This window comes from Neobacillus drentensis, assembly GCF_036965645.1.
GTDB lineage: Bacteria > Bacillota > Bacilli > Bacillales > Cytobacillaceae > Neobacillus > Neobacillus drentensis_D.
Window position 1 is genome coordinate 1 of record NZ_JBALPZ010000039.1, and the last position, 21996, is coordinate 21996.

Consider the following 21996-nt stretch of genomic DNA (forward strand, 5'->3'; position numbering starts at 1 on the left):
ACACAAATCTGTTTAAGTTTTGAACGTCCTCTAGGATGGTTCTTTATTATTTTAGGTTTGTATATAGCAATGGACTATTTCCCTTTTATTGAACAACACAATGCGTTATTTTTAAAATTGCTGCGTTCAATGGTCATTGTATTAATTACTTGGGGATTGTTTAACTTGTCCTCACCTACATCGGGGTTATTAATTAGTTTTAATCAAAAACTCAACAATAAAATTGATTTAATCCTTATTCCGTTTATTTCAAGAGCGATCCGTGTCATTATGATTGCGATCAGCATCAGTATTATCGGGCAAGAGTTTAACTATGACGTCAATGGTTTGGTGGCAGGTCTTGGGTTAGGGGGACTTGCATTTGCTTTAGCGGCCAAAGAAGCGGTAGGGAACCTCATTGGCGGGGTCGTCATTGTCACGGAAAAACCATTTTCTATCGGTGATTGGATCTTAACCCCAAGTGTCGAGGGTATCGTCGAAGACATTAATTTTAGAAGCACGAAAGTTCGCACGTTTAGTCAAGCACTTGTTACGGTTCCTAATGCTACGCTTGCAAACGAGGCTATTACCAACTGGAGCCGTATGGGGAAAAGGAAAATCGATTTTCATTTAGGACTTAACTATCAAACTACAAAAGAAGAAATTGAAAGAGTTGTCATCCGAATTGAAAAATTATTGAGGACTCACGAAGAAATCCATCCGGATACGATCATGGTCGCATTTGATCATTATAATGAGAGTAGTCTCGATATTCTGATTTATTTCTTCACAAATTCTACGGTTTGGGCAGAACACGTGAAAATTAAACATGAAGTCAATTTGGCCATTATGGGGATTTTAGAGGAAGAGGGAGTAGAAATTGCTTTTCCTAGCCGAACTATTTATGTATCTCCACAATCAAATGAATTATTACAAACCATGGGTTCTTTTGATTGAAAATGGCTCGTTGAGCGGATAAGTGCAAAAGATTAATCGAAAAGGCTGTCTATGACAGCCTATTTTTTTGTCCTTATATGGCGCCTGATAAAAGGACGGAAGCGGGAGAACCGTCCCCGTGCTTCCGTTAAGAATCCATTAATAAGTCATCCTCTTCATGGTAGATTGGATAAATATCAGGATGAAGAAGATGGGCGATTTTGGCCAGTCCGTTCAACAGCCGGGGGGATGGCCGGCAATAAAGAGGTTCTTCGAGAATGTATAATTGATTGTGTTTGATTGCATTCATTTGTTCCCAACCGGGACGTTTTAGAATTACCTTTCGATTCACTTTGTTTTTTTGGACGCCAACCCATACAACACAGATAACATCTGGATTTCGGAGCCGTACGTCTTCCCAATCAGTTTGAACGCTTGCTTTCGCCTTATCTGCAAAAATATTTCGTCCACCTGCTAGCCTGCTGACTTCGGTTAGCCAGTTTTCGGCACCTGGAGTAAAAATTGGTTTCGCCCACCACTCCCAATAAAGTGTCTTTTTTGCAACTGCTTGTTGGCTCAAAGAGTCGTAGTTTGTTAGTATCTGAGTGAATTTTTCAGACAATTGTTTTGCTTTGTCATAGGTTTTGGTTGCACTTCCGACAAACAAAAGACAGTCGCCGACTTCTTGTAAGGTTTGCGGATTTGGAACAATTACATATGGGATCTTACGTTTTTCTAGCTCTTTAATATTCCGTTCCATTCCTGGAACGGAAAGGGAGGCTAAAACCAAATCAGGCTGTAAGTTTTCAACTTTATCCATATCTATTTCTAAATCAGGTCCCAGCCTGGGTAATTCATTGATTTCTAAAGGCCAGTCAGAAAAATTATCTACGCCGATTAGAGAAGATGTTAACCCTAAATAGGCGATCAATTCGGTATTGCTAGGACAAATGGATATTAACTTCAACAAAAAACCTCCAATCAACGAATCATCTCATTATTATAATAAGACCATTCTATGGAGGTGGAAAGTTTAAAGTGTTCGATATGTTGCTTTCTAGTAACGGCTATCGGTGTAAAACGAAGGCAGATAATTTCGATAGGTAACAGCAGCAGGAGGGACCGGCGGTGGAGGAATAATAGGAACGGCTATGGGTTTATACCACGGATGGTAGTAATGTAAATATATGTAATGATACATCTAAATCATCCTTTCCATTTTAGTTACAGTAACCTATGAGACTTAACCCCAAAACGATTGGATAAATACCCACTTTAGAGTATATAAACATTATTCGAAACAGAAGAATTGTTGACGGCACTGAAAAACTTTCTGTTTTCTTCTTTTTATTATTAATTAAGTAAAAGAACTCTGTTGATTGGAGCGGAAGGCGGCGAAGACTCCTGCGGGAGTACGGGACAGGGGAGACCCCGCAGGCGCTTAAGCGCCGAGGAGGCTCCCCGGCACGCCCGCGGAAAGCGAAGCCGCCTGGAGCGGAAATCAACAGCCACTTACCATACACTACTTGCAATTAAGGGACTTTTCAGTGGTCTCGAACCGTCCACTTACTTCGTCTATTTATTTATACTGGTCCAGTCTGTTGAAAAATTGGATCAGAAAGTCATAGAAATTTTTTTCGGATGGTGCCAGGTCTCTGTGTTTTGGAATAATGACGCCAACGGTCCGCATGGCCTTTGGTGTTTCAATTGGTACTTTGACTGTAAAGCGGGGGGTAGAATCATAAAAAGTACTCTCCGGTAATAAGCTAACGCCGATTCCCGCGGAAACCAGTCCTTTTAGAGCATCCATATCCTCGCCCTCGGATGTGATGTTGGGTTCAATGCCTGCTTCACGACAGGCATCCACAGCAATTTTCCGAAGGACATACCCCTTTGGAAATAAAACAAATGAATCTGTTCGCAGCTCACCCAAAGACAAGCTTTTACGATTTGCCAAAGGGTGGTGACTAGGAAGTAAGGCCACGATATTTTCCATAAATAAAATCTTAGCCTCAAGATCCGGATCCTTCATTGGAACTGGGCCAAGAAACGCCAAATCAATTTCACCATTTTTAACCGCATCGATCAAGTAGGCATAAGAGCCTTGACGCAAATGGAAGTTTACATTTGGAACATCCTTCTTATAGGCAGATATAACGGTGGGAAGCCAATATCTGGCGAGACTTGTCGGGTAACCGATTTTAATGGTTCCTGCCTGGGGATCAAGATATTCATCTATTTTTTCATGCGCTTCATCCAGCGTTTTTAAGGCACTTTTTACATATTGTAAAAAAATCGTTCCAATCTGTGTCACCTTAATATTTCTGCCAACTCTTTCTAATAGCTTTAACCCTAATTCCTCTTCTAGTTTTGTAATTTGATAGCTAACAGCCGATTGTGCAACATTTAAATTTTCAGCTGCCTCGGTCACATGCTGCCGTTCGGCAACTTCTATAAAGTAACGTAATTGACGAAGTTCCACTTTGATTCTCCTTTATTCATATAAAAATTAGATTAATTCTATATAAATTATATATTGTTTGTATTATTAAGGTAACCTACAATATATTTATATGCAATATTTCGACAACAATCAACAGGGAGAGATTTAAAATGACATATCACAAACTACCAAAAGCACAAGGTCTCTACCGTCCTGAATTTGAACATGATGCCTGTGGTATCGGCTTATATGCTCATATCAAAGGCAATGCCACACATGATATTGTGGCAAAAGGACTAAAAATGCTCTGTCAATTGGATCATCGCGGCGGACAAGGAAGCGATCCGCTAACGGGCGATGGCGCGGGACTAATGGTTCAAATCCCGGATTTATTTTTCCGCCAAGAATGTTCAGCTATGAACTTACCTGAACAAGGGAAATACGGCGTGGGGATGTTGTTCTTCTCAAAGGATGATGCGGAACGGGAAAAAATAGAAACCTATATTAATAAATTGGTCGAACAAGAGGGGCAAACAGTGCTTGGTTGGAGAACAGTTCCTGTCAATGCTGAAAATATAGGGGTAACGGCACAGGAAAGCTGTCCTGTTGTACGCCAATTGTTTGTTGGTGCCAGCGTAAATAGTACGGATTCATTAGCGTTTGAACGAAAATTGTACGTGATACGGAAGCAGGCAGAAAATTGGGCAAAGGAATCTGAATTCCGGTTTTATTTTGCTAGTTTTTCAAGCAAGACCATTGTTTATAAAGGACTATTAACACCTGAACAAGTCGATCAATTCTATTTGGATTTACAGGATGAGAATTTTGTCTCTGCGTTTGCTTTAGTACACTCACGCTTTAGTACTAATACATTCCCGAGCTGGGAAAGAGCCCATCCTAACCGTTATTTAATCCACAACGGGGAGATTAATACTCTTCAGGGAAATATTCACTGGATGAAGGCACGTGAAAGTCAATTCGTGTCTGAGGCGTTTGGAACGGATTTAGCAAAAGTGCTGCCAATCCTTGATACCGACGGAAGTGATTCTTCGATTTTAGACAACGCACTTGAATTCTTAGTACTTGCTGGCCGCAAACCAGCGCACGCAGCCATGATGCTTGTTCCTGAGCCATGGTCTGATAATCCTCATATCACAGAGGAAAAGAGATCTTTTTACGAATATCACAGTACGTTAATGGAGCCTTGGGATGGACCGTCAGCGATTTCTTTTACAGACGGAAAACAAATTGGTGCGATTTTGGATCGGAATGGTCTTCGTCCGGCACGTTATTACGTTACAGAAGATGATTATATTATTTTTTCATCAGAAGTTGGCGTCATCGATGTAGAACCAGAAAAAGTTTTATACAAAGAACGTTTAAGCCCAGGAAAAATGCTTTTGATTGATTTAGAAGAAGGCCGCATCATCTCGGACGAAGAAATTAAATCCGAGTTAGCAGGCGAGCAGCCTTATCAGCAATGGCTAGACGAGCAATTGGATCACTTGGAAGAAAAGGTAGAGGCTGTAGGAGAAGTTCCTGCTGATTTACTGGTTCGCCAAAAAGCTTTCGGCTATACGTATGAAGATATTCAAAAATATATTCTGCCAGCAGTGAGTGAAGGTAAGGATCCGCTTGGAGCAATGGGAAATGATATGCCGCTTGCGGTCTTGTCAGATCGTCCACAAAACCTATTTAACTATTTTAAACAATTATTTGCTCAAGTGACCAATCCGCCGATTGACTCGATTCGTGAAGCCATCGTAACTTCAACGATTTCATATTTAGGAGCGGAAGGAAATTTACTACATCCATCAGCAGAAAATTGCCGTCGGATTCAGCTGGAGACACCGATCTTAACAAACAGTCAGCTTGAAGAATTAAAGATCAGCGAATCATTTAAGAGTAAAGTGATCGACATCTTGTTCACTGACAATTTAGAAGCCAGCTTGAATGAAGTTTGCCGTCAAGCAGATGAAGCGATTGCGCAAGGTACTAGCTTAATTATCCTGTCGGACCGTAACATGAATGAAAATCAAGTGGCTATCCCATCCTTATTGGCAGTGAGCGCCCTGCATCAGCACCTCATTCGTGAAGGCTTAAGAACGAAGGCCAGTATCCTTGTGGAAACAGGGGAAGTCAGAGAAGTTCATCATTTTGCCGTGTTACTTGGATATGGCGTAGATGCGATTAACCCTTATCTTGTATACGCTACTTATCAAGAAGCGGTTCAGCAAGGAACATTGCCGTTCACCTATCAAGAAGCGGTTGAAAAATACGTGTACGCCATGACCGAAGGTGTTGTTAAGGTCATGTCGAAAATGGGTATCTCAACGGTGCAAAGCTACCGTGGGGCGCAAATTTTTGAGGCAGTAGGAATCAGCTCTGATGTCATCGATCGTTATTTTACTGGAACAGTTTCACAGCTTAGTGGAATTGGTTTAGAAACCATCGCAGAAGAAGCTAAACTACGCCATTCGGATGCGTTTAAGGAAACAACTGACAAAACATTAGAGTCAGGAAGTAATTTCCAATGGAGACATGACGGTGAACACCATGCCTTTAATCCAGGAACAATCCATACTCTACAATGGGCTTGCCGCAACGGAGATTATGACTTATTTAAAAAATATTCGAATCTTGCAAATGAAGAAAGACTTGGCTTCTTACGTAACTTATTCTCATTCAATGGTTCACGCCAAGCTGTGCCAATCGAAGAAGTAGAATCTGTAGATTCCATTGTCCAACGCTTTAAAACAGGTGCGATGTCCTTTGGATCGATCAGTAAGGAAGCACATGAAACATTAGCGATTGCCATGAACCGTTTAGGCGGAAAAAGCAACTCGGGTGAAGGCGGGGAAGATCCAAGCCGCTTTGTTTTAGATGAAAATGGCGACAACAGAGGAAGCAGGATTAAACAGATTGCTTCTGGCCGTTTTGGTGTAAAGAGTCATTATCTTGTCAATGCCGATGAGCTGCAAATTAAAATGGCACAAGGCGCTAAGCCTGGTGAAGGCGGACAGTTGATGGGTAAAAAGGTTTATCCATGGGTTGCCGACGTTCGTGGGGCAACACCTGGTGTCAGCTTAATTTCACCGCCGCCGCACCATGATATTTACTCTATCGAGGATTTGGCTCAGTTGATCCATGATTTGAAAAATGCGAATCGTAATGCCCGCATTAGCGTAAAGCTTGTTTCTAAAGGCGGTGTTGGAACCATAGCAGCCGGTGTAGCAAAAGCTGTAGCCGATGTTATTGTGATCAGCGGTTACGATGGCGGAACGGGTGCTTCGCCAAAAACAAGTATTCAGCATGCTGGATTGCCGTGGGAGCTTGGATTGGCAGAGGCCCATCAAACGCTTATGCTGAACGGGCTGCGTGACCGTGTTGTACTTGAAACAGACGGTAAATTAATGACAGGTAAAGATGTTGTTATGGCAGCATTGCTAGGAGCAGAGGAATTTGGTTTTGCCACTGCACCACTTGTGGTTCTAGGCTGTGTGATGATGCGTGTTTGTCACTTGGATACGTGTCCGGTTGGTATCGCTACGCAAAACCCTGAGCTTCGCAAAAAGTTCACCGGTGAAGCTGATTATATCGTTAACTTTATGCGCTTTGTTGCAGAGGAAGTACGGGAGATTATGGCTGAGCTTGGTTTCAGAACGGTTGAGGAAATGGTTGGCCGTACGGATGTTCTAGCAGTAAGTGAGCGGGCAAAAACACACTGGAAGGCTCAATCCTTAGATTTAACAGCTTTACTTCACAAGCCTGAAGGAGCGCGTACTTTTAAACGTCCGCAAAATCACAAAATTAACGAAACGCTTGATTTAACAAACATTCTGCCTGCTGTTCAATCAGCATTAGATTATGGAACGCCTGTAGATGTCAGCTTCCCAATTACTAACGTTAATCGCGTAGCTGGTACGATTGTCGGAAGTGAAATTTCTAAACGCTACGGTGAAGAAGGACTTCCAGAGGATACGATTACGTTAAGGTTTACTGGTTCAGCGGGGCAAAGCTTTGGAGCCTTTGCACCAAAAGGTATGACTCTTGAACTTACCGGAGACGCGAACGATTATGTTGGTAAAGGTCTGTCTGGCGGGAAAATTATCGTTAAAGCAGATGAACCTACAGAGATCGCTTCAGGTGAAAATGTCATCGCCGGGAATGTTGCTTTTATTGGGGCAACCAGTGGTGAAGCCTATATTAACGGCCGTGCTGGTGAACGTTTTGCTGTTCGTAACAGTGGTGTAAACGTGGTGGTTGAAGGAATTGGCGACCATGGCTGTGAATATATGACTGGCGGCCGTGTGGTCATTTTAGGTGATGTTGGCAAGAACTTCGGAGCAGGTATGTCCGGCGGAATTGCTTATGTCTTAGCTGATGATCAGGATGCATTTAAGCATTTATGTAACCAAGAATTAATTGAATTTGAATCGGTATCAACTACCGCCGATCAGGATGAGCTAAAACAGTTAATCCAGAACCATTTCGCGTTTACAGAAAGTGTAAAGGCAAGCTGTGTTCTAGAAAACTGGGAAGAGTGTGTCAGAAAATTTGTCAAAGTCATTCCAAAAGATTACAAACGGATGATTCATTTGATCGAGGAACAAAAACTAGCAGGTTTATCGGAAGAAGAAGCCGTAATGAGCGCCTTTTTAGCGAATTCTGGGGCAAAACCAACACATTCTAAACAGCAGGAAGCTGCAATCCGCTAAGAAAGGGGACAGGGAACATGGGGAAAACAACAGGATTTATGGAATATGCTCGTGAAAAAGCAGGAGAAAGAGATCCGTTAACACGATTAAACGACTGGAATGAGCATAAGGTTCCTTTTTCGGATGAAAAGTTAAGTATACAGGGGGCGCGGTGTATGGACTGCGCCACTCCCTTCTGCCATATTGGAATGGAAATTCAAGGAGCCACATCAGGCTGTCCCATTCACAATCTGATTCCGGAGTGGAATGATTTAGTTTATCGCGGCCGTTGGAAAGAGGCATTGGATCGTTTGATGAAAACGAACAATTTTCCTGAGTTTACTGGAAGGGTTTGTCCGGCGCCTTGTGAAGGTTCTTGTACTGTGGCCATTTCCGACCCAGCCGTAACCATCAAGAATATCGAGCAAGCCATTATCGATAAGGGTTTTGAAAATGGGTGGATTACACCTAGAATTCCAACGTCACGGACAGGCAAGAAAGTAGCGATTATCGGTTCTGGTCCTGCAGGAATGGCTGCTGCTGATCAACTTAACCAAGCAGGCCACTCCGTAACTGTTTTTGAACGTGCGGACCGTCCAGGCGGACTACTAATGTATGGAATTCCTAATATGAAACTTGAAAAAGAAGTCGTCGAACGCCGAGTTCGTTTATTAACACAAGAAGGCATTGACTTTGTTACGAATACAGAAGTGGGCAAAGATATCACAGCTGAAGAACTTCAAGCACAGTTCGATGCAGTCATTCTTTGTACAGGAGCGCAAAAACAGCGTGATTTAGTGATTGAAGGCCGCGAAGCAAAGGGTATTCACTTTGCGATGGACTATTTAACTTTAGCCACTAAAAGTCTATTAGATTCCCATTTTGAAGATGGTCAAGCTATCAATGTAGAAGGTAAAGACGTTATCGTTATTGGCGGCGGTGATACTGGTGCCGACTGTGTGGCAACAGCCCTTCGTCAAAATTGCCGCAGTGTTGTTCAGTTTGGTAAGCATCCGCAATTGCCTGCAGAACGTACTTCTGATAATTTATGGCCAGCTTATCCAAACGTTTTTACAATGGATTACGCATATAAAGAAGCAGAAGCAAAATTTGGAGAAGATCCTCGTCAATATTCGATTCAAACAAAGAAAATTGTTTCTGATGAAAATGGAAACCTAAAAGAGCTTCACACCATCCAAATGGAAAAATTAAAGGATGAAAATGGCCGTTATTATTTTGAAGAAATCCCGGGCACTGAAAAAGTTTGGCCAGCTCAATTTGTCTTTATTGCCATTGGCTTTGAGGGAACAGAGCAGCCGCTGTTAAAACAATTCGGTGTGAAAGCAGTTAACCAAAAGGTTCAAGCTAGATACGGCGATTTCAAAACCAATGTTGAGGGAGTCTTTGCTGCAGGAGATGCCAGAAGAGGACAAAGCCTTATCGTTTGGGCGATCAACGAAGGCCGTGAAGTGGCAAGTGAAGTCGACAAATTCTTAATGGTTTAATAAATCTTTCTAGCTAATTCTATTTAAAAACTTCCGTGGGTAGTTACGGAGCGGAACAGGTATCATCCGATAAGGGTGGTGCCTGTTTTTTTGGAAACTAATGTACCAATAAACATCAAGGGAATAATTTAAAAAGTTGCAATCATTTGACTATTATTTAGGGTCGCTCTATTATTTATGGATGGGATTATCGGTTCGGTCGTTAGGTAGTGAACCAAAAAAAGGAAAGGCCGTGGTATCTACCGACTAAAAATAATAATGGTTTACCAGTCTATTAACGTTTTTTTAAATAGAAATAGAATCAAAAGGAGGAATTATTTTGAATAATATTCTAGAAGTCATTTATTCTCGTCGTAATATAAAAGATTTCAAATCCGAACCTGTCAGTATGGAACTCATAAACAATTGGCTGCAAGCAGGCACAATGGCCCCCAATCATAAAATGACCGAACCATGGGAAGTGTACGTAGTCGGTGAGGAGACAAGAGCAAAACTAAATCATAAAACTAATTTCTGTCATGCGCCTGTGGTACTTGCTATTTTATCTAGGCACGGCGCCACAGAAATTGAAACAGCAGAAAATGCCCTTGCCACCGCTTGCTTTGTGCAAAATTTTAATTTAGCTGCTTGGACAGAAGGAGTTGGCACATTCTGGTCATCAATGGGAAATAATCAGAAAAACCGTGATATTCTAGGTGTATCTGATGACTATGATGTCATTGGGGTGTTTGGTGTCGGTTATCCAGCTGAAATAAACAAACCAAAAGAGAGAACACCTATTCAAGAAAAAATGAAGTACCTACCATAAAAAAGGAATTTCATGAGATGGCGGATTCTCGTTGGAACCAGAGAATCCGTTGTTAGATTCTTATATCCTTCATTAGTCTGGTAAGACAACCTCAATATCCATTATGTTCGGACTGTTAATGGAAACGGGGCATTAGCATAGTTCATTTTAGTTTTTAGAATTAGTACCAATCCCCTCAAAGATATGAGGGATTACTGATTTGATAAATGCCTCCGGAGGTACTTTACTATTCCTCCGCCATTCTTCCGATGCTCCATAAATCCCCCAGCTTAACATGATGGCCGTAATTTTTAGGGCATGATCGTCCTGTACGGATTTTCTTTTTAATAACATTTTATAAAACATGATTTCTAGTTGTTCTTTAATAATGCGAGCAATGGTTTCTTCATATCCTCTATGGCAGCGATTGGATAAAGAATTTTGGAAATTTGTAATGGCCAAGAAAATACTTACGATCTTATCTGCATTTAGTTCATTTTCCTCGATAATTTCTCCATTCAAATTAATTAAAAATACTTCTGAGAGTACCTTTTCTAATAAGTCATACTTATCTTCAAAATGATAGTAGAAAGTAGCACGATTGACCATTGCTTCTGTCGTAATATCTTTAATCGTAATATCCTTGAATTCTTTTTTACCTGAAAGTTCAATAAAAGAATCCATGATTAATTTCCGTGTCCGAAGAATACGGGGATCCGTTTTTGATTGGTTCATTTTTTTCTCCCTCTTAATTTTTCGACAAATTCTAATATATGTTGTATATACGATAAATCAAATCAATTATTGGTATGGATGTTTTTCGTTAGGTACTAGAATACCATTGTACAACAATTCGCAACTCAAATCTAAAGGGCCGTTCCTAGTTTCTGCCCGTCTTCATCAACGCATTAAGGAGTGTATTTTAGTATGAATGAAAATAACAATATGATTTGTGATTTAGAAACCGGTATATGTGGTGTAGGGGGAGAGAAAGAAATGGAGATGATTCATTTCAATCAACCTATAAAAAACGTGGATCTATATTATGTGACAGATCCGATCTGTTCTCATTGCTGGGCACTCGAACCAGTTCTTCGCCGATTTGTAGAGCAGTATGGAAATTATTTTAACTTCCATACGGTTATGGGCGGTTTGTTAGAAAAATGGGGCGACGGACCAGTTGATCCTGCAAACGGAATTGCAGGACCTCAAGATGTTGCCGGGCACTGGAGAGAAGTTGGTGAATATAGCCGGATGCCAATTGATGGTACACTATGGTATGACAATCCTGTGCATTCATCCTATCCGCCTTCACGAGTATTTATATTTATTCAACAATATAACGAGCAACTAGCAAATGTATTTTTACGCCGGATGAGAGAAGCCCTTTTTGCCTTTAATCAAAATATTGCGGATGAGTCCATATTAATAAAAATCGTCAATCAGATTGGACTTGATGGTCAAGCTATTGTAAAAGAAGCAGAACTCCAAAGTGGACATCTATTATTAAAGGAAGATTTCCAACTAGCTGCCCGATTAGGTGTTAGAGGATTTCCAACCATTATCATCGTAAATGAAGAAAATAAAGGGGTAAAAATAGTTGGTGCACGAACAATAGAGAACTATGTAGCTGGGCTGAAACAAGTTCTTAGTATAGACCATCTTCCACAAAAACAAATCACAGCACTTTCAGATTTGCTTGAAAAAGAGAACCTCTTATTCTCGAAGGAAATTGAAGTGATGTACGATTTAAAAAAATCAGATATGATTTCATTTATTGAACAAGAGCTTACCCCAGGTACTTATCAAGTGAAGGAAATTCTAGGGGAATTGTATATAACAAGCCAAGAAAAATAGAGGTTCCTAATACCAAGGATGAAATTTCATGGGCTGTCATAATGACAGTCTTTTTTTATTTGTCCTAAGTAGCTGGGCGATAGTAAAAGCAACTGTTTAGCTTAAAGAAAAAAAACTTTAAAAGATCTCAAATAATTGATTAATTCATTTGACTTCTTGTATACAATCGTATACATTATAAATATAACTTACGTATACAGTTGTATACACGAAAGGGGATTTATTCATGAGAAGCGATGAATTTAAGGATAAAGACTTCCACCATAGAGGTAACCGGCATAAACGAGACCATGATCATCACCATCGCGGTGCGAAAACGTTCCGACGAGGAAGAGCCATTGCCTTTTTAGAAATGATGAATCTTAAACGCTCTACCTTAAAGGCACAAATTAATGCTCCTGAATTTCAATCCATTGATCAAATTTTACTTGGTGAATTAAAAGCAATTGAAATGGTCATTAACGAATTTGTTCAATTATTTGAACTCCACGAATTTGAAGGAATGGAAAATGATCTTAAAGAGACACAAGAAGAGGAATCTTCTCTTTTAGCTGCAAACGATACTCCAGATAACACACAGGTAAAAAATGACTAATCAAAATTGATTAAAATAAAGAGTTGGGGATGATTATATGTTTATTCAATTAAGAAAAATTACAGTGGCAGAGGGAAATGCGGAAAAAGTCATCAAACAATTTAGCGGAGAAGGCATGATCGAAAAACAAGAAGGCATTATTGATGTAACGGTTATGGAGAAAAAAGTTCGCCGGGGAGATGAAGAAGTTATCGTTATGATCCGATGGGAATCTGAGGAGTATTGGAAGCAGTGGGAAAAAAGTGATGCACATATAGCCAACCATAAAGCCAACCTTGGAAAGCCTAAACCAGAATTTATTTTGAATACAGAAGTTGGAAAATATGAAGTAAAATCGGTAAAACCATATAATTAATATCTTGGAGCCCTCGGGCTTCTTTTTTTATGCCTATCAGGATTCGGTAAGAGAACCAAATAACTGTGAAATATGAAACAGTTATTTTAGGAATAATAATGATTGTGTATTCACATACAAACTTAAGTTTTTCTTAAGGTTCTCCCTATAAACTGTGAACCAGATTGGTTAATGGTAAAGATGGAGGAGTTCATTTGAAAAAGAATTATACAAAAATCATACTTGATCTGATGATGGCAATCACATTTGTATTACTTATGAATCCAAGAGTATTAGATGGATTACCATTTCATGAAATTGCGGGTGTCATAATAGGAGTATCCATTCTTATCCACATTGGATTAAACTATCGTTGGGTGATCAATACCACTAAAAGGATATTTGACCCAAAACTTCCCAATAAAACTCGATTTAGTTTTCTAATAAATATTTTGCTATTAATTTCGATGGTGACCGTCATCGTCACAGGTATTCTCATTTCACGGATTGTTTTTCCGAGTCTCGCGATTCAAGGGGGAAACGCTATTCGAGAGATTCATGGCCTTTCTGCCGATGTAACACTTGCCCTAGTTGGTCTTCATATTGGTGTCCATTGGCAATGGGTTATGAGTATTTGTAAGAGGGCCTTCAAATCCAAGGAAGGAAAACTTAGAAAAGGTGTACTTGTGTCAGTGGTTCTGTCACTTGCCATATTAGCGAGTGGAATCCAATGGTTTGCTTCAACTGCGACCCCAACCACTGGTGGTTTCAAACAGGAACAAATGCAGCAAGCTGGGCAGTCATCCAATAATGGCAGCACAGACAATCCTAACCAGGCACCAACTAGTGGCGATTTTAATAAAGAGAAATTTAATCATAATGGAAGAGAAGGACATGGTGGCAGCAACAACCCATTCCTAGTGGTTCTTAACTATTTTGCCATTTGGGCAGCCATCATCATTCCTACTTATTATCTTGAAAAACGAATCCTAAGAAATAAGCGGAAATCAAAACATATGGAGCCAAAAGTGTCTTAATGATTTGAAAGGTTCATGCGTAGAGGCATATTGTTAAAATACTAAAAAACTCAATACAGCAAAAAAGCAGAGCAGATTCCGTTTTGAATCCTCTGCTTTATTTAGTTAAATGTAAAATGGAGAAGTGCTTTTTTCCATAGCATTCCTTTTCTATTTTAATGGTTTATTCATTGAATTAACAAATGAGTGATTGCCGTCAGAGCCTCTTCATCGTCGTCTCCTCTTGAAATGATGGTCACATCAATTCCAGCCCTAACAATCGTTAGGACACCAATAATACTTTTGGCATCAATCGTGAAGTTAGCCCCTCTGATTTTAATATCACTCTCAAATTTATTTGCCGTTTCAATAAACTTTATTAATTCATCAACTGATAAATTTTTTTTAACCTTAATGTCCTTAACTCTCATGTTCATTTCTCTCCTGTGAGATGTTATTTTTTAAATAACAATTTAGCTTAATATAATTTTTGGAAATCATCCCCTTACTAGTAATGATATTAATTTTCTACAACTGAAATACTTTTTCCTGCAAATTTTTATTATTTGAAAAAGCTCATACTAAGAGAAATAGGAAAGGAGGGTTAGGATGGACCAACCGAAAACAAGGACCTACTCTGTTGAATATGAGTTAGGCGGGGGCGTTTATTTCAAGAATATGAATGCAGAAAGTGTGGAGGAGGCAAAGCACCAATTACAAGCGCAACAAACCAACGCAAGCATTCATGCCGTCTCGTTGATTGAAGAAAATGAAAATTATGCAGGGTAGATCTATATAATAGAAAAAACTCACCTAATGCTCAAAAAAGGCATACGGTGTTCCCGTATGCCATCATGATTTGAAAAAGCATAAAACAACCCCTGTTGTGTTTCATGCGCATTGTATATATGGAATTGAAATGTACACCCTAGAAATTGGAGGTGTATAATGCGAAAATCTAAGTTTTTCTTGTTGTGTATAATGATCCTTCCTTGGTTCACGATTCCGCTATTAGGGAAGCGTGCGATAAAAAGATACCTTCCTGCCGCCATATTTCCATTAACATCGCGAAAAAACCCGCTACAAAAGCCTGATCATAACTATCAAAATTAGTTAACAGAAATTAATCTAATCAGTCCCTTTATAATTTCATCATAAGAACTACTCAATTTTTATACCCACATCAAATACATATGGCTGCTTCGGGGCAGTAATTTTTAAAAGCTGGTCAACTTTTAAAACAGGAATATCCTCGCCATTATATTGGGTTTCCTCAATCTTCCCTGTTACTTGTACCCATTTATCCTTCGGTAAGACCGCTACATCGCCATTTACCATCATCCCATATACGGAAGCGTCTGCCACACAACAGGTGATCCCAAAACGAGCCACAATCATTTGGTTCTGCATAAACCCTTTTTCCCGATACACAAAACCCTTTGTGGTTACGGTTTTTCCAATCATATTTTTTAAATTATCCTGAATGATGTTCATTATATTCACATATTGGACATCGTCAATATTTATCCTTTGAGCCTTTAATAATTTTTCCTTTAATGTATTATATTCTGATTGGGTTAGAGGCTCTGGTTGATTATCAAGGACACTTTTCGGGTTGGAAGAATTAGTTTTACTTGAAACAGAAGAGGAGTTTGATTTAGAATTGTTTTTTGCAGGATTTTTTTGATTAGCTGCTTGAGAACTTGCGCCAAGTTTAATCGTTCTGTTCATGGCAACGGAGCTGTCAAGAACATTGTTCGAGAAAAGAAATCCTGTTGTGATAGGTAGGATAAACAATAAATAAAGAAACAGACCCTTACTAAACGAGGCAGGGTAGGAGTGGTCCCCGTCACAATCACAATGATAAGAATCATCCTTACCTGAAGTTCCTCTAATGATTAAAAGAACACCAAGAATTAAACAAACAAAGAGAGTAAAGTAAATAAAATGGGTCATTTTTGGAGCAATCAAAAGGGAGATATTATTCGTTAGAAGTAATTTAAATAACAGCAACATAAATCCTATTAAAATGATTCCTCTGAGAAGATGGTGAAAAGAAGAATCGTGAGCTCGACGTGAATTCATCATTGGTCACTCCTTTTATATAAAAAAAAGCTGAAAGAGATAGACGGAAAAATAAACGACAAGCGGCGTTACCATAAGCAATAATAGCACAAAATTTTTCTTAAAATATCCGAATAACATGAAAGTGTTTTTTATATCAATCATGGGTCCAAAGACTAGAAAGGCAAGGATGGAGCCCTCCGTAAAGGTAGAACTGAATGATGAGGCCACAAATGCATCTGCAGAAGAACACACGGAAAGGACGTAGGCTAGTCCCATCATAACCCCGGGTGCAAAAGTAGTGCTTGTCCCAATGGATAAGAGAACATTACGGTCTAAGAACGCCTGAAATAGACTTGCAAGGAAAGCACCTAAAATTAAATATTTACCTGTATCAAATAATTCATCACTTGCATGATAGAGTGTTTCTAAAAGTTTATTTCCTCTTTGGTGATGGTGTTCATGGTGATGCTCCACCTTCTTTGTTTTTAAAATGTTTTCCCCTTTAAAACGTCGGTAAATGATTAAGCCAATCATAATTGAACTAATAAATCCAACAAACATTCTGGCATTGGCTATATAGGGTGTACTTTTAAATGCAAAATAAGTAGAAGCATAAACAACAGGGTTTAAGATTGGAGCACTTAGCATAAACACAACCCCTACATGCGAAGGCATGCCTTTTTTGATTAACCTGCGAACTACAGGAACGATAGCACACTCACAGATAGGAAAGACAATTCCAAGTAAAGCAGCGGGAATAAGGGCTAAATAGGCATTTCGAGGCAAAACCCTTCGAATTACGTTTTCCGATACAAATGATTGAATAATGGCTGATACAAATACGCCCAGTAAAATAAAGGGAATCGCTTCTAAAATAATACTAAGAAAAATGGTATTTACATTAAAAAATGTACTAGGGATTCTACTAAAAAAAGAGGTATTTTTTACTTCTTCTGCAAAAAGAAAGAGAAACAGAAATAAACAAAATAATAGAAACACAAGACTATCTTTCATTATTTTATTTATAAAGGTAACCATAAATTGTCCTCCTAATCTATCATTCCTACTGATATAGATATGCTAGAATCCTGATTTCATTTCATTAAATAATTTTCATTTGACAGAAATAATTAATCGTTATATGATGTAATTCGTAACAATTACGATTAGTTAATATCTAATAATCTTTAATAATACCAAATAATTATTCATTTTAAATCGTAATAATTCCTAATTAATCATAACTTTGGAGGTACATGAATCGTGAAAAAACTTTTAAGCCCATTAATTATTTTTCTATTAATGGTAAGTGGCTGTTCAAACGCAGCTTCAACAAAAAGTGAAAAAACGAGTGAAGGATCTAAAAAACTGCAAATTGTCACTACTTTTTATCCAATGTATTATTTTGCTCAAAAGGTGGCAGGCAGTTCCGCAAACGTTGAATTATTAATTCCAAATGGCGTAGAACCTCACGATTGGGAGCCAACTGCAAAGGATATGGCTAAAATTCAAGATTCAGATTTGTTTATCTACAATAGCAGGTATTTTGAAACCTGGACTGAAAAGGTATTTAAGAGTATCAATGATCCCGATTTAAAAGTAGTCGAGGCTTCAAAGGGAATTAAATTGATGGATGCCATCGCTTCAGAGGAAGAGGATCATCAGCATTCTGAACAAACGTCTTCTAAAGACCCTCATGTGTGGCTTTCTCCTGTGTTAGCTCAGAAAGAAGTTAACACTATCGCTAACGCATTAGAACAGGCAGATCCAAAAAATAAAGACCAGTATCAAAAAAATGCAGCAGCCTTAAATTCGGAGCTTGCCAGTTTGGATTCCATGTATAAAGACACCGTTGATAAAGCCAAGGAAAAAGAATTTGTCACACAGCATGCCGCCTTTGGTTATCTAGCAAAACAATATGGCTTAACGCAAATTCCGATTGCCGGCTTATCACCAGATGTTGAACCAACCTTAGGTAAATTAGCTGAATTAACGGATTTAACGAAGAAAAAAAATGTAAAGATTATCTATTTCGAGGAGCTGACCTCTTCGAAAGTGGCTGATACTTTAGCAAAAGAAATCGGCGCTAAGACGGAAGTGTTAAATCCATTAGAAGGATTAACGAAAAAAGAACAAGCAAAGGGATTAGACTATCTTGATGTAATGAAAAATAATCTAGAGTCATTAAAACGTTCTTTGCTAGATTAGTAGTCTATTCGGGTTGTTTAAAAGTGTCGTGATTCATAGACCTTTTGAATAGCCCTTTTTTTATTCCTTAGTATAATTAATAAATATCAAGTATTACTATTTTTTTCTTTGAACAGTATAATCAGGAATGGGAGATGAGATGATGAATAAAAACGACATTGCTAATATTCGAAAGCAGTTTAAATTAGACAATTATCTTTTAAAAATCCGAGAAATTTTTAACGTTTATGTAAAGAAAGAATCAGGTGAGATCTATCATCAAATTAGCCAGCCGTTCCAAATGTTAGAACAGGAAGCACAGGAATTATTTTTAACCAACTTTAAAAAGGTTTTAACAGGTCAACTGGATGCGAAACTATTTGAGCTGAAATTCCAGCGTGATGTGGAAGATAGCACACAAATGATTCTGTTCGACGGCATACAGACCGATTCTCCGGACGAATGGCAAGAATACATGCTGAAAATCGTTGAAAAAATGTTTGCTCATGCAGTGTATGAATTTGATACTGTCGTCACATTTATCCGTGGAGAATACCAAAAGCCAAGTAAGAAAAGGAATGCGGATTCCGAAGAAGGCGGGGATGATGAGGTTTATTCCAGCGAATTTATTCTGTGCAGTCTCAATAAAACCGATCAGCCAAAGAAAGCTTTGCTGTTTGATTATATTGAGAAAGAATTTAAACCGAATCACGCTGTCGATCCGATTATCAATTTAACTTCTCCATTAACAGGCTTTTTGTTTCCTGCCTTTAATGAAAATTCAGCTGATGTCAACCATATTCTCTACCATGGCGGGAACCAGCCAAGTGCTTCCTTTATTGAAGAGGTTCTCAACTGTGAGGAAATTATAACGGCTGAGGAAGATAAAGACAGCTTCGAACAAATTTTAAAAATCGTTATGGGAGATGAAGTGGATTCCAAAGTCATTTCCAATGTCTATGAGGAAATCGATAAGATCGTTCAGGAGAATGCAGAGAGTGAAGAAGTTGAGGCTCCTATGTTGGATTCGCGCGATATCGAACGCATCTTAGAGGTCAGCGGTGTTGATGATGTGGACACGGCCAAAGTTGAACATGCTTTTAAAAGTGTTGTTGATGATGCCAATTATGAAATCAAAGCGACCAATGTTCTTCCAAAATCCATTAAGATCAATACAAAGGTCGCGGATCTATCCATCGACCCGACCGAATTGAAAAACATTCAATATATTACTTACAATGGGAAACGGTGCCTATTAATCGAGATTGATGAAGACGTAGTTGTCGAAGGATTTAAACTGGAAACAAGAACGCTTTAATCATTTTATAGGACAGGTTCCTGGAATGATTTCAAAATGAATTAGTTGGTTTCTCTACAATCATAGGGGCCAACTTTTTTGTTTTAGGCTGTGTTAAAGGTTACTGTTGATTTTGGGACAATGTTGATTGGAGCGTAAGGCGGCGAAGACTCCTCGAAAATGCTAACGCATTTCCTTCGTGCGTGAGCAGATTCGAGGATGTAAAATCAATGTCCTGCGGGAGTACGGGACAGGGGAGCCCCCGTAGGTGCTAAACGCCGAGGAGAATCCCCGGCACGCCCGCGGAAAGCGAAGCCGCCTGGAGCGGAAATCAACATTCAAGATTAACACAGCCTTGTTTTAAGGTAAAGCTCAGTTAAACTTGGTTGTATGAGAGGAGCGATGGAGATGGAGATGGAGATGGAAACAAGGGAAACACTTGCAAAAAAAATCCTTACGGAAGCAAAAGGTTATTTAGATGTTGGATTTACACATCCTTTAAACCCGTATAGCGGCTGCGCATTCTCTTGCAAGTAAAGGCAAAGATTCATTGGCTATTTAAATTGAAAATCGAATTCGCCACCCTTTACTTCAATTTTCGTTGTGAATAAAGGGGCTCGAAAGCCGTAAGGCTTGGGTTTTTATTTAATATCAAAAGGAATATCGAAGCTCTATAAAAGTAAATTGTTTGTATTTAGTTCAATTTTTTCGCCACCTATAAAACCAGGAGTAATTTCGCTACTAGGTATATAATAAAACTTGTTCAAAACCACTAAAAATGACATAAAAAATTTGTTTCCTCTAGTTTTTTTATCAAAAAAATACGCTACCCTTTAAAGCGTGGTGGCTAATATAATGGTTCCGTTTTAGGATCTAAGGATTCAAAAATCAAAACTTTAAATATTCCCATTCCCAAAGTTAAATTTTATTCAGGCTGAATATAGGTACTCTTCTATAAAACATGGAGTTACAATATAGTAGGATGAGTAGGATGTCTATTCAACGTATAGTGGGAACAAAAGAAATAATCTCACCATATTAGATGGTGGCAAGCTATTATTTTTCCTCTATAAAGGAGGACCTTTATTAAGAAAGAGACTGTAGGAAAATATACAGAATTAAGAGGGATTTTGAATTAACTAATTTATAAAATTACAGTTAAGGAAATGAGAAGAATCAATTATGAGTGGTTGTAGATAAGAAAAGGCTATAATAGGGTTGGTAAAGCGTTTATAGAAAAAATAATTTAATTAATAAATTACTTATATCAAGAATCTTTATGGGAGCCTTTACGAAAATTCAGGGAAAGGAGCGATAGCTGTGGTGGGTGAAATTAAAGAAATTTTTTCAAAAAAGATTCTTACTGAAGCAAGAGGTTATTTGGATGTTGGGTTCACGCATTCATTAAACCCCTACAGTGGTTGTATTTTCTCGTGTAGCTATTGCTATGTGAGAGAGATGCCCATCCAAAAGTTTAAAGATATTCCCTGGGGAAATTGGTTGGATATAAAGAGAAATGCAGCAGAAAATTACCGAAAAGAGATCACCAAACTAAGAGAAAGAAACAAGCTTGTGAATATATTTATGTCCTCCGCAACAGATCCATATCAAGCAATTGAACGTAAAGCGAACATTACAAGAGGGATATTAGAAGAAATGATTGAAAATCCGCCTGATTTTCTTCAAATTCAAACACGAGGACCACTTATTACAAGAGATATTGATTTGTTAGTGAGGTTAAAAGAAAAATGTAATGTTCTTGTATCAATAACGATTGAAACAGATAGGGAAGATATAAAGCAAATATTTGCTCCTTATGCACCTGGGATTAAATTGCGGTTAAAAGCCTTAGAGGAAATTCACGATGCAGGAATATCCACCCAAGCTTCAATTTCTCCAGTTTTACCTTTTACACCAGACTTTCCAAAAGTTTTGGAAGGGATAGTGGATCATATCTGGATTGATACGCTTAGCATTGGTGATGGAGCGATGGGAAAGCGTTCTGTGAGATTGGGAATGCCTTTGTTATTTCAGGAACATGGATTATCTAAGTGGTATCGTAAAGACCTGCATCAATTAGTGGAAAGGCATTTTGAAAAATATTTTCCTGGTGACATAATACGCATTTCAAAAAATGAAGCTTTTCCAAAATAAAAAGCTTGATTCCTCAAGCTTTTTATTTTTTATACAGTTAATACGGCCACATATAAACGTTCTCCAAGTAGTATTAAATTAGTTCCTGCCTTTTTGTTTTTTGACACGTTTCAATAATTCTCTTCACTAGGTTATAGGCATT

Annotated in this window: 19 protein-coding genes and 1 pseudogene; 13 read left to right on the forward strand and 7 right to left on the reverse strand. The window is 38.7% G+C overall.

Annotation, left to right across the window (positions count from 1 at the left end; genetic code table 11):
- Positions 1–936 (forward strand): mechanosensitive ion channel family protein (locus V7266_RS07410; RefSeq protein ID WP_335467127.1); only part of this gene is annotated, 936 nt, incomplete at its 5' end.
- Between the two features lie 127 nt (positions 937–1063).
- On the opposite strand, the gene V7266_RS07415 is transcribed toward V7266_RS07410, so the two are convergent.
- The 3 genes from V7266_RS07415 to V7266_RS07425 all read right to left on the reverse strand — a co-directional run bounded on the left by V7266_RS07415 (position 1064) and on the right by V7266_RS07425 (position 3397).
- On the reverse strand, positions 1064–1882 hold the full coding sequence (locus V7266_RS07415; RefSeq protein WP_335467128.1) for a cobalamin-binding protein: 819 nt from the start codon (positions 1880–1882) through the stop codon (positions 1064–1066).
- A 90-nt stretch (positions 1883–1972) separates the two neighbouring features.
- On the reverse strand, positions 1973–2116 hold the full coding sequence (locus V7266_RS07420) for a hypothetical protein (RefSeq protein WP_335467130.1): 144 nt from the start codon (positions 2114–2116) through the stop codon (positions 1973–1975).
- A 378-nt stretch (positions 2117–2494) separates the two neighbouring features.
- Positions 2495–3397 carry a LysR substrate-binding domain-containing protein gene (locus V7266_RS07425; RefSeq protein WP_335467131.1) on the reverse strand — a complete coding sequence of 301 codons (903 nt, stop codon included), beginning with the start codon at positions 3395–3397 and terminating at the stop codon, positions 2495–2497.
- A gap of 131 nt (positions 3398–3528) precedes the next feature.
- On the opposite strand from V7266_RS07425, the gene gltB reads away from it, so the two are divergent.
- The 3 genes from gltB (at position 3529) to V7266_RS07440 (ending at position 10368) form a co-directional block, all read left to right on the forward strand.
- A complete protein-coding gene (gene gltB / locus V7266_RS07430) occupies positions 3529–8076 on the forward strand; it encodes a glutamate synthase large subunit (RefSeq protein ID WP_335467133.1) in 4548 nt (1515 codons plus the stop codon).
- 17 nt (positions 8077–8093) lie between these two features.
- Positions 8094–9560, forward strand: coding sequence for a glutamate synthase small subunit (gene gltD / locus V7266_RS07435; protein ID WP_335467135.1), 1467 nt, complete (start codon positions 8094–8096; stop codon positions 9558–9560).
- A gap of 319 nt (positions 9561–9879) precedes the next feature.
- Positions 9880–10368: a nitroreductase family protein gene (locus V7266_RS07440; RefSeq protein WP_335467136.1), complete on the forward strand. Its 489-nt coding sequence runs from the start codon at positions 9880–9882 to the stop codon at positions 10366–10368.
- 147 nt (positions 10369–10515) lie between these two features.
- Here the strand turns inward: V7266_RS07440 and V7266_RS07445 are convergent, their stop codons facing one another.
- Positions 10516–11082, reverse strand: a complete 567-nt coding sequence (locus tag V7266_RS07445) for a TetR/AcrR family transcriptional regulator (RefSeq protein WP_335467138.1) — start codon at positions 11080–11082, stop codon at positions 10516–10518.
- A 192-nt stretch (positions 11083–11274) separates the two neighbouring features.
- Here V7266_RS07445 and V7266_RS07450 point away from each other — a divergent pair, with 192 nt between their 5' ends.
- The 4 genes from V7266_RS07450 (at position 11275) to V7266_RS07465 (ending at position 14170) form a co-directional block, all read left to right on the forward strand.
- Entirely contained in the window at positions 11275–12204 is a 930-nt protein-coding gene (locus tag V7266_RS07450) for a DsbA family protein (protein WP_335467139.1), read from the forward strand.
- Between the two features lie 226 nt (positions 12205–12430).
- Complete coding sequence (locus V7266_RS07455; RefSeq protein ID WP_335467141.1) at positions 12431–12799, forward strand: hypothetical protein; 369 nt, start codon at positions 12431–12433, stop codon at positions 12797–12799.
- Between the two features lie 37 nt (positions 12800–12836).
- Positions 12837–13154 (forward strand): antibiotic biosynthesis monooxygenase family protein, encoded by a 318-nt coding sequence (locus tag V7266_RS07460; RefSeq protein WP_335467142.1) that lies wholly within the window; start codon positions 12837–12839, stop codon positions 13152–13154.
- Positions 13155–13348: 194 nt separating this feature from the next.
- Positions 13349–14170 carry a DUF4405 domain-containing protein gene (locus V7266_RS07465; protein ID WP_335467143.1) on the forward strand — a complete coding sequence of 274 codons (822 nt, stop codon included), beginning with the start codon at positions 13349–13351 and terminating at the stop codon, positions 14168–14170.
- Positions 14171–14337: 167 nt separating this feature from the next.
- On the opposite strand, the gene V7266_RS07470 is transcribed toward V7266_RS07465, so the two are convergent.
- The gene (locus V7266_RS07470; protein WP_335467145.1) at positions 14338–14580 is read right to left on the reverse strand and encodes an HPr family phosphocarrier protein; all 243 of its coding nucleotides are present in this window, start codon (positions 14578–14580) and stop codon (positions 14338–14340) included.
- A 178-nt stretch (positions 14581–14758) separates the two neighbouring features.
- Between V7266_RS07470 and V7266_RS07475 the strand changes: the two genes are divergently transcribed.
- Complete coding sequence (locus V7266_RS07475; RefSeq protein WP_335467147.1) at positions 14759–14938, forward strand: hypothetical protein; 180 nt, start codon at positions 14759–14761, stop codon at positions 14936–14938.
- Between the two features lie 372 nt (positions 14939–15310).
- Here V7266_RS07475 and V7266_RS07480 read toward each other — a convergent pair whose 3' ends face one another.
- Both V7266_RS07480 and V7266_RS07485 read right to left on the reverse strand, forming a co-directional pair.
- On the reverse strand, positions 15311–16234 hold the full coding sequence (locus V7266_RS07480) for a TIGR03943 family putative permease subunit (RefSeq protein WP_335467149.1): 924 nt from the start codon (positions 16232–16234) through the stop codon (positions 15311–15313).
- A 15-nt stretch (positions 16235–16249) separates the two neighbouring features.
- On the reverse strand, positions 16250–17254 hold the full coding sequence (locus V7266_RS07485; RefSeq protein WP_335467151.1) for a permease: 1005 nt from the start codon (positions 17252–17254) through the stop codon (positions 16250–16252).
- Positions 17255–17518: 264 nt separating this feature from the next.
- On the opposite strand from V7266_RS07485, the gene V7266_RS07490 reads away from it, so the two are divergent.
- The 4 genes and pseudogenes from V7266_RS07490 to V7266_RS07505 all read left to right on the forward strand — a co-directional run bounded on the left by V7266_RS07490 (position 17519) and on the right by V7266_RS07505 (position 21854).
- Complete coding sequence (locus V7266_RS07490) at positions 17519–18424, forward strand: metal ABC transporter substrate-binding protein (protein ID WP_335467171.1); 906 nt, start codon at positions 17519–17521, stop codon at positions 18422–18424.
- A gap of 142 nt (positions 18425–18566) precedes the next feature.
- A complete protein-coding gene (locus V7266_RS07495) occupies positions 18567–19721 on the forward strand; it encodes a DUF4317 domain-containing protein (protein WP_335467153.1) in 1155 nt (384 codons plus the stop codon).
- Positions 19722–20114: 393 nt separating this feature from the next.
- A pseudogene (locus V7266_RS07500) lies at positions 20115–20234 on the forward strand (radical SAM protein); the annotation flags it as partial.
- A 786-nt stretch (positions 20235–21020) separates the two neighbouring features.
- Complete coding sequence (locus tag V7266_RS07505) at positions 21021–21854, forward strand: SPL family radical SAM protein (protein WP_335467155.1); 834 nt, start codon at positions 21021–21023, stop codon at positions 21852–21854.
- The last annotated feature ends 142 nt before the right edge of the window (positions 21855–21996 follow it).